Origin of the sequence: Arcicella rigui, assembly GCF_034929435.1 — a bacterium.
GTDB classification, from domain to species: domain Bacteria; phylum Bacteroidota; class Bacteroidia; order Cytophagales; family Spirosomataceae; genus Arcicella; species Arcicella rigui.
On record NZ_JAYFUM010000005.1, the window covers coordinates 310903 to 326029 of the forward strand.

At 35.1% G+C, this 15127-nt stretch carries 11 protein-coding genes; 6 read left to right on the forward strand and 5 right to left on the reverse strand.

From position 1 onward, the window contains the following. Positions 1-40: 40 nt before the first annotated feature. The gene (gene bioD / locus VB248_RS04830) at positions 41-664 is read left to right on the forward strand and encodes a dethiobiotin synthase (RefSeq protein ID WP_323295608.1); all 624 of its coding nucleotides are present in this window, start codon (positions 41-43) and stop codon (positions 662-664) included. Next, positions 630-1994 carry an adenosylmethionine--8-amino-7-oxononanoate transaminase gene (gene bioA / locus VB248_RS04835; RefSeq protein WP_323295609.1) on the forward strand — a complete coding sequence of 455 codons (1365 nt, stop codon included), beginning with the start codon at positions 630-632 and terminating at the stop codon, positions 1992-1994. Before bioD ends, bioA begins: the two co-directional genes overlap by 35 nt. 28 nt (positions 1995-2022) lie before the next feature. Here bioA and VB248_RS04840 read toward each other — a convergent pair whose 3' ends face one another. Continuing rightward, positions 2023-2841: an RpnC/YadD family protein gene (locus tag VB248_RS04840; RefSeq protein WP_323295610.1), complete on the reverse strand. Its 819-nt coding sequence runs from the start codon at positions 2839-2841 to the stop codon at positions 2023-2025. A gap of 173 nt (positions 2842-3014) precedes the next feature. Here VB248_RS04840 and VB248_RS04845 point away from each other — a divergent pair, with 173 nt between their 5' ends. The 4 genes from VB248_RS04845 to VB248_RS04860 all read left to right on the forward strand — a co-directional run bounded on the left by VB248_RS04845 (position 3015) and on the right by VB248_RS04860 (position 8574). Then, positions 3015-4769, forward strand: coding sequence for a family 43 glycosylhydrolase (locus VB248_RS04845; RefSeq protein ID WP_323295611.1), 1755 nt, complete (start codon positions 3015-3017; stop codon positions 4767-4769). 119 nt (positions 4770-4888) lie between these two features. Then, positions 4889-6193 (forward strand): hypothetical protein, encoded by a 1305-nt coding sequence (locus VB248_RS04850; RefSeq protein WP_323295612.1) that lies wholly within the window; start codon positions 4889-4891, stop codon positions 6191-6193. A gap of 53 nt (positions 6194-6246) precedes the next feature. Further along, entirely contained in the window at positions 6247-7104 is an 858-nt protein-coding gene (locus VB248_RS04855) for a ThuA domain-containing protein (protein WP_323295613.1), read from the forward strand. Positions 7105-7413: 309 nt separating this feature from the next. Next, positions 7414-8574, forward strand: coding sequence for an ATP-binding protein (locus VB248_RS04860; protein WP_323295614.1), 1161 nt, complete (start codon positions 7414-7416; stop codon positions 8572-8574). An 87-nt stretch (positions 8575-8661) separates the two neighbouring features. On the opposite strand, the gene VB248_RS04865 is transcribed toward VB248_RS04860, so the two are convergent. From VB248_RS04865 to VB248_RS04880, 4 genes are all read right to left on the reverse strand, one after another. After that, a complete protein-coding gene (locus VB248_RS04865; protein WP_323295615.1) occupies positions 8662-9810 on the reverse strand; it encodes a hypothetical protein in 1149 nt (382 codons plus the stop codon). 494 nt (positions 9811-10304) lie between these two features. After that, positions 10305-12854 (reverse strand): phosphocholine-specific phospholipase C, encoded by a 2550-nt coding sequence (locus VB248_RS04870; RefSeq protein WP_323295616.1) that lies wholly within the window; start codon positions 12852-12854, stop codon positions 10305-10307. A 238-nt stretch (positions 12855-13092) separates the two neighbouring features. Next, positions 13093-13809 (reverse strand): retron system putative HNH endonuclease, encoded by a 717-nt coding sequence (locus tag VB248_RS04875; protein ID WP_323295617.1) that lies wholly within the window; start codon positions 13807-13809, stop codon positions 13093-13095. Then, complete coding sequence (locus tag VB248_RS04880; RefSeq protein ID WP_323295618.1) at positions 13782-15071, reverse strand: AAA family ATPase; 1290 nt, start codon at positions 15069-15071, stop codon at positions 13782-13784. Before VB248_RS04880 ends, VB248_RS04875 begins: the two co-directional genes overlap by 28 nt. Positions 15072-15127 lie beyond the last annotated feature (56 nt).

Below are 15127 nucleotides of genomic sequence, written 5' to 3' on the forward strand. Positions count from 1 at the left end.
TCATCGTAATAAGTTGAAACACTAACCTAAAAATTGCTTTATGAAAAAACAATATATTATCGCTGGAGTAGGAACAGAAATTGGTAAAACGTTTATTTCAAGTATTCTCACTGAAAGTCTTGAGGCCGATTATTGGAAACCCATTCAATCTGGTTCATTAGAATTTACAGATTCGGATACTGTAAAAAGTTTAATTTCAAATACAAAAACACATTTCCACAAGGAAGCCTATCGTTTAAATGAGCCACTTTCCCCACACGCTGCTGCGGCGATTGATGGAATCGAAATTCAATTAGATAAATTTGAAATTCCCCAAACAGATAACCATTTATTTGTAGAATTGGCAGGTGGAATCATGGTTCCTTTGAATGAAGAATGTACTAATTTAGATTTAATCAAGAAGCTGAATTTGCCTGTTATTTTGGTTTCAAAAAACTATTTAGGAAGTATCAATCATACTTTACTTTCCATTGAAGTTTTGAAAAGTAGAAATATCGAAATCGCAGGACTTATCTTTAACGGAGTACATACGCCTACGACTGAAAACTTTATTTTGAATTATACAAAAGTAAAACTTCTCGGACAAGTAAATCAGGAACGAGAAATTACGAAAGAAACCGTAAGAAAATATGCAGAATCATTCAGAAACGCACTTTGTGATTGATGAACATTTAGAATATCCAGTTGAGAATATCCAAAACCCAGTCATCAGTAGTCTGAGTGAGCGAGATGCTAAAGTACTTTGGCATCCTTTTACGCAACATCAAACTGCTCCTTTTTCTATTCCCATTGTTCGAGCGGAGGGCGTTTATCTTTTTGATGAAAATGGTAAACGATACATTGATGCCATTGCTTCGTGGTGGGTGAATTTACATGGACATTCGCACCCATACATTGCCCAAAAAGTAGCAGAGCAATTTTTGAAATTAGAACAAGTAATTTTTGCAGGCTTCACCCACGAACCTGCTGTACGTTTGGCGGAGCGATTGTTAGAACTTCTGCCCGAAAACCAACAAAGAATTTTTTATTCCGATAATGGTTCTACTTCGGTAGAAGTAGCGATGAAAATGGCTTTTCAGTATTTTCATAATCAAGGGATTACGAAGAAAACTAAAATTATTGCTCTTGAAAATGGCTATCACGGCGATACTTTCGGAACGATGGCAGTTGGGGCAAAAAGTGCTTTCACTGCACCTTTCGACCCATTTCTTTTTGAAGTAATATATTTGCCAATTCCTTTGAAAGGTCAAGAAACAGCAGTGTTAGAAACCATGAATGCCTTGATGAATCAGGCGGATGAAATAGCAGCATTTATTTTTGAACCTTTGATTCAAGGTGCGGGCGGAATGGTGATGTATGAACCCGAAATTCTTGAAAAATTATTAACGATAGCGAAAGAAAATGGAATCTTGACCATCGCCGACGAAATCATGACGGGCTTTTATCGTACAGGAAAAATGTTTGCTACTGATTACTTGGCAGTAAAACCAGATATTTTCTGTCTTTCAAAAGGACTTACAGGTGGAGCAATGGCTTTGGGTGTTACTTCTTGTACACAAGCGATTTATGAAGCATTTCTTTCGGATGATAGACGCAAAACGCTTTTTCACAGTCATTCATTTACGGCTAATCCATTGGCTTGCACGGCTGGTTTGGCAAGTTTAGATTTGTTATTGAGTGATGAAACACAAGTACAAATTCAACAAATCAATACTTTGCACAGCGGTTTTAGTCAGAAACTGTCCAAATCCTACCGACATAAAATTGAAGATATAAGACTGAAAGGTACGATTTTGGCGATTGAAATTAAAGTAGCAGAAGGCACTTCATACTTTAGCAATATGCGAGATATTGCTTATAATTTCTTCTTGGAAAAGGGAATTTTGATGCGACCGCTCGGAAATGTAATTTACTTGCTAACGCCCTATTGTATTAGCGAAGAAGATTTAGATTATGTGTATGCTTCTATTGAAGAGTTTTTGGAGGCTATTTAAAAAAATAAGTCATAAGTTACGAAAGTACTTATGACTTATTTTTTTGTTTTTCTTGAATATTCTTCACAAAATCAACTGAAACACTGGCGATACTTGCAATCTTCTCGACATCAAAATCGGTTTGTGTTAATAAGTTTCCTACAACAATCACTTGTTCTTCTTGTTTTCCCCTGATGTAAAGATAATCATTCTCTGCATCAATGTATTTTGCCATGTTATGTATCATATCATCAAATTTTAAGGTTAATTTACGAAGTTTTGATAATACTCGCAACTGTCTTAGATATTTCTGAAACGTTAATCGATTGAAAGTCGTTTCTTCAAGTCTTGAAATAATTTGGCTAAGTGCATTTTCAGCTTTTTCTTCTCCAAAATTACTTAAAATAGATAAAATTATCTCTTCTGGATTATCTGACATTAAAAATTTTAGATAGTTAAATTGCCCAATATTAACGAGTTGAAACTGAAAATAATTAGCGTCCTCAGACAAAACACTCTTCATTTTAGGCTCTTTATTTCCCATAAATATTACAAACTGGCGTACTGGTAAATGATATTTTGATTTGAGCAAAATCCAATAATCTGCCATTCTGTAAATCATTTTAGGGTAATCGTCCACTTGAAACTCTAAATGTAAAATAAACTTCTCGCCACTCGGAGCCGTAATTATTCTTAAAGCATCAGCTTCTTTTTCTTTTGTTTGCTGAAAATTTTCTTTGAGAATAGTTGCATCTTTTACTTTAAAGCCCAATACGCTGTTCATCAAAGCAGGAATAATACTATCTATATTTTCCTTTACTATTTTATCATATAAATTCCCTTCTTGTTTGGCATTTTTCTTTTCCATGTCTTTAGGTATATTTTATGCAGAAATTAGGCTAATCTTATATTTTTCTTAAGAAAATTTACAAAATACTCAGAACAAACAAGGATAATCTACCGCTTTCGATTCCTTAATTTATTGGATAAATAGCGAAGATTTAGGTCTTTGCTTCCTTCCAAATTCAATCAAAAACATATATGAAAAAGATTTTACTTGTACTGCTTTGCTGTGCTTTTTCCTCTTTAGCTTTCGCCCAAAATCCTAATCAAAAAACTTATTGTAATCCCGTCGATATTGGTTATCGTTACAATTTTGAGCAATTAAATGAAAAAATTTCCTATCGCTCGGGTGCAGACCCTGTGATTATCAACCACAAAAATGAATATTACCTTTTTGTGACAATTTCGGGCGGTTATTGGCATTCAAAAGATTTAATCAATTGGAATTACATCAAGCCAAGTATGTGGCCGATGGAAGATATGTGTGCCCCTGCGGCTTTGTCGGTGCGAGATACCTTGTATTTGTTTCAATCTACTTTTGAACAACGCCCGATTTTATTCAGTACCGAACCCGAAAAAGGAAAATTACAATTTTACAATCGCTGGTTGCCTCGTTTGCCTCAGTACATTGGCCCTTGGGATCCCGCTTTGTTTTATGATGAAGAATTAGATAAATGGTATATGTACTGGGGTTCGTCGAATGTGTATCCGATTTTTGGAGCAGAATTAGATAAAAAACGAAACCTTACTTATGCTACTCCGTACAAAGGCTTAATTTACCTCGACCCCAAAAATCATGGTTGGGAACGCTTCGGTCGTGACCACCGAGATACCATTAAACCTTTTACAGAAGGTGCTTGGATGACCAAACACAGGGGTAAGTATTTTCTTCAATATGGAGCTCCCGGCACAGAATATAATGTGTATGCCAACGGTACTTATATTGGCGATAACCCCCTCGGACCTTTTACCTATGCTCCTTATAATCCAATTTCCTACAAGCCGGGTGGCTTCCTGACGGGGGCTGGTCATGGCAATACTTTTCAGGATAATTATGGAAACTATTGGAATACTGGTACGCCATGGATTGCCGTTAACTGGAATTTTGAAAGAAGAGTAGCCATGTTTCCGACAGGTTTTGATGCCGATAATCAGATGTTTGCCAATACTCGTTTTGGAGATTTCCCCCATTTTTTACCCACTAAAAAATGGACACAAAAAGACGAATTATTTACAGGTTGGATGCTACTTTCTTATAAAAAACCTTGCACGGCTTCCTCTGTACGAGATACTTTAGTAGCTAATAAAGTCACCGACGAAAATCCTCGTTCTTTCTGGGTTGCCAATTCCAACAAAGCAGGCGAATGGCTCTCAGTTGATTTGCAAAATGTACAAGAAGTGAAAGCTTTACAAGTAAATTTTACCGATTATAAATCTGATATTTTCGATAGTAACGAAGAGCGTGTTTATGCTCAATTCAAATTTTATGCTTCAAACGATAATCAAAATTGGCAATTGATTTATGACAATACCCACGAACCCAAACGTGACCGACCAAATGCTTATGTAGAATTGCCTCAAGCAGTAAAAGCTCGCTATATTAAGTACGAAAACATTCATGTACCCATGCCCAATTTGGCGGTAAGTGATATTCGTATTTTTGGCAATGGAATGGGCAAAGCTCCACAAATGCCAAAGAACTTAAACGTAAAACGTCAGGCAGATACTCGCAATGCTGATATTACTTGGGAAAAATCGCCGAATGCCGTAGGCTATAATATTTTGTGGGGTATTGCTCCAGATAAATTATACCAAACCTATCAGATTTGGGCTGATGCACCCAATAGTTTAGAATTAAGAGCTTTGACAGTCGGACAAAAGTATTTCTGTGCTATCGAAGCATTTAATGAAAATGGCGTTTCGGTACTGAGTGAAGTAAAAGAAATAAAATAGTAGCACGGCTTTCTAAGCCGTGTATCGTTTTTCATTTAGTCCATTGTCGTAGCCCGTGTCTCACGGGCTACGGAATTTATGAATTTTCATTCAACCCATTCAAATCTAAACGATTATCTATGAAAAAAACACTATCAATACTCTTAGCAAGCTCAGTCATTTGCTTTTTTAGTGCTTATCATTTGCCTTTGGCTACGGATACTTTTTCTCCAACATTCAAATTGACGCCTGCTTCCAAAATTACATTTAATTCATTTGTAGATTGTAACATGGCAGAAGTATGGATTGGAGATACTTTCAGAATTTTTCCCGGAAAATATGGTGAAGACCCACTCTGGGGAGATGCCCGTGATTTAAAATATGCCGACGGAGCTAATGCGGAGGAGGTTTTCAGGAGTACAAAAGAAAATTTTCATAATCCTCAAATGCCCGTTAATGTTCCTGTCGGACAAAAAGGTTTGCATGGAGCAGTTTGGTTTGAAACCGTTTATCAAGCCAAAAATGACCCTTCTGGCAAAACACTTTATGCTGTTTATCACAACGAAAATTATCCGCAAACGCTTCCTTTTAATCAAAAAACAGGTGAAGGTTATCACAATCAAAACTGGCCACAGGGTCTTACAGGTACAGAAAGTCCTGCAGCTGTTTGTAGAATTGGTATTATGAAGTCGATTGATGGCGGGAAAAGTTGGGAAAACAAAGGTATTTTTATTGAAGACCTCGATGCTCGTATGATTCTGAAACCGCATAATACTTCTAATACTTTCGCAGGCGGTGTTGGCGACCCTTCGGCTGTGGCAAGTGGCGATTATTTGTATCTTTTTTATGGCGAATACGGATACGCAGGTGTTTATCAAGAAAAAGACTACAATACCCAACAAGAATGGTCGGGGCAATGTATCAGCATTGCCAGAATTACTTTGAAGGATTTAGATAATCCACAAGGAAAAGCCAAAAGATGGGATGGCAAAGGCTTCAATGCCGCTTATAATGGCATTGGCAAACCCATTAATGCCCTACAAATTCCTTTGCAAAATGGAGGTGGAGCGGCATCTTCGCCGACGGCTGGGTATCATTGGGGACCTTCGGTAAGCTGGAATACTTATTTGAATTGTTGGGTAATGATGATGGCAAAATCCGTAGGAAAATCTTGGCAAGGAAGTGAAGTATATATTTCGTTTAATAAAAACCCTAATTTTGATGTAGTTGCAAGAAGTCAGGAATGGACAAAACCTCAGTTGTTTTTTAGTAAACCGGGCTATATTTTATGGTATCCGTCTTTGCAACCGCTTAATACGCCAGAAGATATTCAAGCCAAACATACTTGTCTGAAACTGGGAAAGAAGGCAAGATTCTTTGTGAAAAGAATTAAACCGGGCGATGATGAATACGCTTCTGAGCATATCGTTGAGTTTGAGAAGTAAGCTCGAATATTCTTTTTATCCTAAAACAAACAATATTTTCACTTAAAAATCACATGAAAAAAGTTCTGAAAATTGCTCTTTGGACGTTCCTCTCTTTAGTCGTTTTACTGGTGGGAGCGATGTCACTTTTTGTCTATAAAGTTAAATATGGCTTTCCTGTGTCTTATGAAACGGAAATTCCTACCATTGATTTTCCAAAAGATAAACCTGCCATTTTGGTATTTTCTAAAACCACTGGTTTTCGTCATGGAGCATCCATAGACGCTTCAAAAGTTGTATTAGAGGCTTTAGCCAAGAAAAATAATTGGTTTTTGTATCAAACAGAGGAGGGAGGCGTATTTAATCCAGAGCAGCTATCAAAATTTAGTACCGTAATTTTTAATAATTCCACAGGCGAAGTCATCAATGATGAACAGAAAAAAGCCTTAGAGCAATTTGTTGAAAATGGAGGCGGATTGCTGGGAATTCATGGGGCAGGCGATAATTCGCATCATTGGGATTGGTACGTGAAAAATTTATTAGGAGCAGAGTTTTCTCATCATCCACTCAATCCTCAATTTCAGGAGGCAAGTATTACTTTAGATACTCCCGTGGACTCTTTATTGGCAAAATCTTTACCAAATCAATGGCAACATACTGACGAATGGTATGTGTTTTTTGACAATCCTCGTAAAAAAGGTTTTAATATTTTGTTTAGCATTGATGGCGATAAAATCAAGCCAAGTGGAAATATGCCACTGTTGGCAAGTGATAAAGATTTTGGCATGGGTAAAGACCATCCCGTTGCTTGGAGTAAAAGTGTTGGAAAGGGAAAAACTTTTTATACTTCAATCGGACACAGTGAAGTAGCTTGGAAAAACCAAAACTTTGTTCAGTTGATTGAAAATGCCATTTTGTGGACTCAGCATTAGTACGAGAAAAATTGTTGATTTGGGATTTCTGATTTTCAAAATGATTTTCTATGAAAAATTTTATCCAACTTCCAAAATCAGAAATCCCAAATTCAAAATGTACTTACTTTATTGCATCATTTTTTGTACTATCTCAAGCAAATAGTAAATGAAAAATCTATGCAAATCCTAAAATAGAGTTTATGCAAATCCAAAAGTAGGGTTTATGTAAATCCGAAAGTAGGATTTATGTAAATCCGAAAATAGAGTCTATGTAAAATGCTAAGTTGTATTGAAAATCAATTATCTTTACCATTAAAATAGAAGCTTATGGTCAATAGAATAATTGCAGATTCAATTAATCAGATAATTGGGTTATATCCTGTAATTGCTGTTACTGGTCCCAGACAGTCGGGGAAGACTACCCTGTTGAAAAATATGTTCAGTGATTACCGTTATGTGTCACTCGAAAACCCAGATACGAGAAGTTTTGCAGAGCAAGACCCGAATGGTTTTTTAGCATTATACAATCAAAAAGTAATTTTTGACGAAGTACAGAACGTGCCTACTTTGTTTTCATACATTCAAACTTTGGTGGATGAATCGAAAATGATGGGGCAGTTTATTTTATCGGGTTCACAGAATTTTAACCTTATGAAAAATATTACCCAGAGTTTGGCAGGTAGAGTGGCTCTGTTTAAACTACTTCCCTTTGGTTTTGATGAGTTAAAACTGAATAATCTCTTAGCTCCAGATTATCCTTCGATGATTGTTCGTGGTTGCTATCCTGCCCTTTATGACCGTCCAATTCCAACCAGTATGTTCTATGCCAATTATATCGAAACTTACATTGAAAGAGATTTAACAGGATTATTGCAAGTAAAAGACATACGCTTGTTTCGTACTTTTTTAAAACTTTGTGCAGCACGTGTTGGACAACAATTAAACCTCACTAATTTGGCTAATGAAGCAGGAATTTCTGTGCCAACTGTAAAGTCGTGGTTATCAATATTAGAAAGTAGTTACATCGTTTATCAATTAGCTCCTTTTTACAATAATTTCAATAAACGCCTTGTAAAAAGTACTAAACTTTACTTTTACGATACTGGTTTAGTGAGTTTTTTATTAGCGATTAAAAATGAAAATTCACTTTATGAAAGTGAATTTAAAGGAGCTTTATTTGAAAATATGGTCATTAACGAATACCTAAAGCAAAACTATCATCATAATTTGTTTAAAGAATTTTATTATTGGCGAGATTCTAATGGACATGAAGTTGATTTAATGGTAAGTAATGATACCAATTATGATATAGTAGAAATTAAAGCAACCCAGACGATTCTGCCCAAACTCTTTGAAGGATTAGACCAATTAGCAATGATAGGAGGGAAGAGTATTCATAGAAAAATTCTGGTTTATGGAGGTAATCAAAGCCAAAATAGAACAGATTATAAAGTTTGGGCTTGGAATGATATTCAGGTGAATTTTTAAAGAGGAATGTTGTGGGGAGTGTTCACTCAACTGACACAGTTGAGTGAACACTCCCTTAGACTTTGCTTTTAAAAATGATAGTGCAGATTAACAGCCAAGTAATGTTCTTAAAAGATTATATGAACTATAGTACTCAAGGTCGCTATCTATATTATTTCTCATGTTCGATATTTCTTCATTAACTAATTTATCATTATTGGCTTCTTCAATTAATAGAGAACTGAAAAAATTGAATTTCTCAATTTGCTTCCTATCAGCTAGATTTTCCAATAGATATACATACCTACTATGAACCATTAAAGAATCATTATTTTCGGAAGATGCTGTTGGATAACCATGTTCTTCAATGTATTCTTCAATTTCATCACTTCTTTTAATTCTGTTTTCTTGATTTAAGTTACTTATTGTATAATCAAGGTCATTTTTTATCTCTGAGATTACATCATTTAGATATTGTTCAAATTTGCTGATTACATTATCATATCTTTGATGAGTATGTTTTAATGAGTAAATGTCAAGCAATAAGTCAGGAGAGTATAAATAATTATGATGAAAAATATATTTAAACTCTTCAGAAAGAAAAAGAAGTTTATTCTTAAAAGATTCTTCTTTGCTAATAGTTTCTTCAATTTTTTTGATTTTCTCTTTATATTTTTCCAAGCAAATGATTAGGTTTTCAATTATAATATCGAGGTATTTTAACAAATAATTATGATGCCTCTCTAATATATCACTTCTCTTGATAGTAATTATTTCACCTTTAAAATTGTCGTTCTTACTATATTTAATATAGACAATCTGGTTTCTATTGACGGTATTACCAAATATAGTGGATGATTCAAATATTTTTAAACGAGTATTCCAACTTACAGGATGTCCAATTAATTCATTTCGAAGGTCTCTGTTAATTAACCGATTATCATCTTTCTTCATTGATGAAGTTTCAGGGCATTTTAATACCTTCATTATTTCTTCAATAAAATCCTGTTGTACAAAGATTATTTGTAGAAAACTTATAGAGTTCTCTACATTTTCAGAAAATGAATCATTGACTTTTTTATTTTCATTATACACAATAATCAGTGTGTCCAAGAAATATCTTATAATGTCTGATATGAAGTTAGATTCAACCTCAGGGGTGAAATCAATTTTACAGTCCTTTAATTTGTATTTCAGTATTATATCATTCCAAATATCGGAAATTAAGTAGAGTGAGTTTTCTATGTCTTTTATCATGACTATTATTAAAAGATAAATGTATTTAAAACTAAAATAACATAAGTAAAATCGAATTTTAGACTACTGTCTTAAACCTAACTAATTACCTCGTTATTCCCAAAATAGTTCATAAAAAAACTTATAGAATGGTAAAGTGCTATTTATGATGACAATCCCATCAAAATCACCCCCCAACCCCTCAAAAAGACAGTACAAGCTATCTAAAAGAATAGTCGTCCTATCTTCTTTGCGGTATTTTGCGTGAATTAGATGGCTTGATGTGTCTTTTTTGCGGGAAATTGCGTGAAAAAGATAGGTTGTCCTATCTCGGAGATGGCTTTTCCTATCTTTTTGATAGGTTTGAGGATTTAAAACCGAAGAAAACTGCAAAGGGTAATAGGTTTTAGCTTTGACAAATTTTAAAAGTTGTCAAAGCTCTTATTTTTGCGATTCCCGACAAAAATAGACAGGTTGGAAACCTGTGGTACTGAAATTCAGGAAACCTGTGCTACTTATATTACTTGTCCCATGGCAGGGTCGGTGAAGCTTTCTTTGCCTGTTTCGATGTGTCCTGCGTAGCGTTGTTCAAAAGTTTTATTGCCTTCTATTTTTACCACAAAATCATACCAAGCGTGACTTTTACTGAAATCTAATGTTACCGTTAGGCTTTTGCCTTTAGCAACTTCTACGATTTTTTTGCCTGTTTTATAACTCAAATCTTCAATAATAAAACGAAGGTTTTGTGCTTCATTATTTTTCAAAATCAACACGCCATTACCTGTGAAAGTATTTTTAGCAAGCTGATTATTTTGGTAAGTCAAAGCCGTTTCAACATTAGACTGAGCATTATTCAGTTTGAAAGACCTAAAGAAACCGTTCGGCCCGTACACTTCTATTTGGGCATCTTTATCTGCCAATTCTGCTAATGACCACGTATCTTTCAAGGTATCGCCAGCCTTTACTGCATAGTTTCTGGTGCTGATTTCGTCTAAACCATTTTGTGTATAACGAGTATAAACCACAAATGCTGCTCCTGTTGATTTTGTGCCAAAAGCCTTTTTCCCAGCCGAAAGCGTAAGTTCAAACGTTTTTTTATCGCTACTAAAACCAGCTTCTGTATATAATTCATAAGGCAAAGCACAGGCTTTACGAATCCCTTTTTCTTGTCTGGGCATCAAGGTAGAGGCATTCCCCAACGTATTGGCTTCTTTGATTTCTTCGGCAGTCAGAGCCTTGAAATTGGAAGGTACATTTTTGAATTTTGCTTTATGGACACTTTCTAAAAATGGTTCTTTTGCTACAAAAGTAGGAAGAGCGATTTTCTCGCCATTATATGGTTTAAACACCGAAGTCAAATCGCCACAGATGGTTCTTCTCCACTCCGAAATGTTGTCTTCTTTGATATTCTTCTTCGTTTTGTGGCTGAGGAATTTTTCCAAAAACTGTAGAATAGAAGTATGGTCAAAAATTTCAGAACAAACATTTCCGCCTCTACTCCACGGCGAAGCAATCAAAAGAGGTACTCTAAAACCTAAACCTATTGCTCCTTCACGAGTATCTTTTTCTGGATTTTTATAGTAATCTCTTTTCTTTTCATGAGCCATATTTACTTGCTCTACCGAAACATCAATACCAGCCGAAACTTTTCCAGTATCAGGTTTTTGATGATGTGGTGGAAGGAAAGGAGGGATGTGGTCGAAGTACCCGTCGTTTTCATCATAAGCCAAAATGAAAATGGTTTTCTTCCAAACCTCTGGATTTTGTGTAAGAATATCCATCGTTTCTGATAAGTACCAAGCACCATACCACGGTGCACCGGGGTGGTCAGAAAAGTTTTCGGGAGCAACCAACCAAGTAACCGCAGGTAACTGATTATTGGCAACATCTTGGCGGAATTGATGCAAAACGTCACCTTTGGGTACTTCTAATTTTCGGGCGGTTCCGTTATCAGTGTATTCCAATGAAGTAAGTTCATGGAAATTTGGGTCGTTGCGGTTGTTGGTAAAGGCTTTTTGATGAATATTTTTCTGGAAAGTAGAAAGCTTTTCAAAGTTCTCAGGCGTGTAATTTACAATGTCTTCCTGTGCGATTTTTAAGTAGCTTTTCTTTTGTGCCAATGCTCTTTCTGCTTTTTTCAAAGCTTCACTTCCAGCTGCAAGTGTTGGGATTTCAGCAGAAAGTTTTTCAATTTCTTTCGGTAAAAATTTGACTACTTCTTGAATATAGCGATAATACTCTGGTGAGAATTTTACTTGATATTGCTCAAACCATTCAATCGGATTATCGGTGAAATTCGCCAACCAAGCATCGCCTTCGCCTTCTAAACCAGTAGGCAAACTGATTTCATTTTGGTAGATTTTCCAAGAAATACCGTTTTCTTCTAAACGTTCTGGGAAAGTTTTCCATTTTGCCCATCTGCCATAGTCAACGTCTTCGTTTTTAACATTGGCTTTTGAATCAAAATCTTGTTTTTCACGAATTGTCCCCGTCCATAAGTACAAACGGTTGGGAGTTGTTCCTGTTAAAGATGAACAAAAGTTTTGGTCACAAACCGTAAACGCATCTGCCAAAGCGTAGTAGAAAGGAATATCTTCACGGTTATAATAGCCCAAAGTCAGAGGCATATCCTTGTACTCTTTATGTCCAGATTGTTTTACATGAAGCCATTTATCATTCTTTCCGCCGTTCAAAGCATCCACTTGGTTTTCCCAAGAATGTGGTAAAGAACTCATCCAAGTAGCGTTTGAGTCACGTAGATTTAGGCGAAAAGGAGCGAAAGTTTGTCCCTTCTCATTTTGTTGCAGCCACACTTTATTTCTACTCGGAAGTGTAATCGCACGAGGGTCGTTGAAACCACGCACCCCTTGTAAAGTACCAAAACAGTGGTCGAAAGAGCGGTTTTCTTGCATCAAAATGACAATGTGTTCAGCATCCCAGAAAGTACTTCCTTCGGCAGGATTAATCGCCATTGCTTTTTGAATTGAAGCAGGTAACATTCCCAGAAAACCAGCCCCAGAGGCTAATACAGACGCTTTTTTGATAAACTCTCTCCTTGATTCCATGTGTTGATTTATTGTTAGCTAACAGAATTCGGCTGTCGGTAATCGGAACAGATTGGCAAAACTGATTCAAATAATTAGTAAGTTGATATGGACGCAAAGATAAAGTAGTGAGGAGGATTAAACTGTACTGGTATATTATTGCTTTGTTAAGGAAATGTGATGCGTGTAAATGAGAGTTAAATACTTATGCTTGTATTGTGATAATGAATCTTTGGCAAGTTAAGTTGGATAGTTACAGTTAATTGATACCAATTTTACTTCCAATGTAACTTAGTAAAAACTGCCTAAAAGGATAACTTTTGTTCTGTAAAATTCTCTCGTATTGATTTTTCCAAAAAGCTTTTTTTTGATTCTGTGGAAGGCTCATAAAAATAGCGTTTATACCATCTAACACTTCTTTAGCACGAGTTTCTTTTAATTGTGTGTGATTTAAGTTAAGAACTTCTATAAAAGCCTCTGCTTGTTTTTTAGTTTGCTCATCTAAGTTGGATTTAGCAAATACACTTCCATCTGCATAAGCACCAAAGTAAGTATTGGTTTTTGAATCGTTTGCTTCAGCATTTCCATAAAAAATGATGGGACTCATAAGGCTACTTAGTCTTTGTTTGTCGCAATGAACTTTTCCATCATTATCTTTAATTTGAGTTTTACAAACCACTACTAAATTAAAATAATTAGTTGAAAGGTTTACATTATGCTCTTTAGGAGTAACATGTTCAATGGAAGAATTTTCGAGAGAAATAATCTGTTGGCAGTATGCACATAATCCATGTTGTTCATCAAGTAAAAAGATCTTAGCAAGTTTTAAATTCGTTAGAGATTGGTAATCTTTTTTATAATCAAAAGATTTTACTCCATTGGCCGTTGTAAACCATTTATCCCAATCTTTTGGTGGTGTAGTATGTTTTTCTATGTATTGCATTGTGGTTATACCTGATTCATTGATTTTTGCCATTCTAAAAGTGCAATAGCTTTACTAATTTCAAAATCTTCAAAGCCTAATAGTTGAGTAAGTTCGTTAAGTAAAATATCAGCTTTTGCAAATTGATTTTCATCAATCAATCTAAAAAGTTGATTTAGTTTATTTTGAGTGGGAATGTGTCTATCATAAGCACCTAACACATTTCTCAGTACACTATTGACTTGTTTTCCGAAAAATTCAGATTCATATTTTTGTACTTGATTATTATCAATTAAATATAAAGTACCATGTTGAAAATTAGCAACAACTGTGGGACTATGCGTTGTGATGAAAAACTGTACATTAGGAAAAAGCTTTTGAATAATATCAATTGATTTTGCCTGCCATTTAGGATGAAGGTGTAAATCAATTTCATCGATTGTGACGACACCTGTAATGTTTTCAGAAATTTCATTTAAAGTAAGCCAAGGATTGAGCTGTGAGGCTCTCCAAACTAAGTCGATAATCAAGTAGAGAAGATTTCTAAATCCATCAGAGTAGTAATTTAGAGGTAAATCATGTTCTTCATCAAAATAGATAAAAACCTCATTGTTAAAATATGGCTCTTGATAGATTTTCAGGGGAAAATCTTCGGGTAAATCTAAAAATAAAATTAAAGTTTCTTTAATGGCTTCTTCAACATTTTCTAAAACAAAGTCAGTCTTGCCAAGAATGTCTTTAATTTGTAACGTTGCTCTTCTTGTTACAGCATTCCCCAGCCATTCCTTTAGAACAGTTTTGATAGCATTTTCTTCCAGACATTGTAAATACCCATTTCTTCTTCCAAAGGCTGCATCATAAGTTTGTTTTGTGGATAACCGAGCATCTTTAAATAACCTTTGGGTAGAATAATAGGCAATCAGTGGAGCAATATCTTTATTTTCATTTACTTCAAAAGCCTGAAAGAACTTTTTTCCATACTCTTTTATAGAGTCTATCTCTTTGTTATCATTGCTTTTTGTATCACGATTTTTAGTACGTGACCAACCTTTTTCTATCAAGCTTGACTTAGCAAAAATAGTAGTTGATAATTCTCTTTTTCCTTTGGTTATTTTTATTTCGTCAAATTCAATAACTCGGTGCATTTTCTGAGGTTGAGAGGAAAAAAAGCCTCCTAAAGCTACATTAATAGCCTCTAAAAGGCTTGTCTTACCACTTCCATTTCCACCAACAAAAAGATTGACACCACTCGAAAAGGAGACATTGATGTTATCAAAATTTTTGAAATTTGTTATGCCAAGCTCATCAATTATCATTTTTCATTGTTTATTAGGACCTCAATTTTTCATAAATATAGCGATAACCTTGATGA

Bases quoted from the DNA above. Each gene is read 5' to 3' on its own strand.
- VB248_RS04845 (WP_323295611.1), top strand. From the start codon at position 3,015: ATGAAAAAGATTTTACTTGTACTGCTTTGCTGTGCTTTTTCCTCTTTA.
- bioD (WP_323295608.1), top strand. From the start codon at position 41: ATGAAAAAACAATATATTATCGCTGGAGTAGGAACAGAAATTGGTAAA.
- VB248_RS04870 (WP_323295616.1), bottom strand. From the start codon at position 12,854: ATGGAATCAAGGAGAGAGTTTATCAAAAAAGCGTCTGTATTAGCCTCT.
- VB248_RS04855 (WP_323295613.1), top strand. From the start codon at position 6,247: ATGAAAAAAGTTCTGAAAATTGCTCTTTGGACGTTCCTCTCTTTAGTC.
- VB248_RS04865 (WP_323295615.1), bottom strand. From the start codon at position 9,810: ATGATAAAAGACATAGAAAACTCACTCTACTTAATTTCCGATATTTGG.
- VB248_RS04860 (WP_323295614.1), top strand. From the start codon at position 7,414: ATGGTCAATAGAATAATTGCAGATTCAATTAATCAGATAATTGGGTTA.
- VB248_RS04850 (WP_323295612.1), top strand. From the start codon at position 4,889: ATGAAAAAAACACTATCAATACTCTTAGCAAGCTCAGTCATTTGCTTT.
- VB248_RS04880 (WP_323295618.1), bottom strand. From the start codon at position 15,071: ATGATAATTGATGAGCTTGGCATAACAAATTTCAAAAATTTTGATAAC.
- bioA (WP_323295609.1), top strand. From the start codon at position 630: ATGCAGAATCATTCAGAAACGCACTTTGTGATTGATGAACATTTAGAA.
- VB248_RS04840 (WP_323295610.1), bottom strand. From the start codon at position 2,841: ATGGAAAAGAAAAATGCCAAACAAGAAGGGAATTTATATGATAAAATA.
- VB248_RS04875 (WP_323295617.1), bottom strand. From the start codon at position 13,809: ATGGCAAAAATCAATGAATCAGGTATAACCACAATGCAATACATAGAA.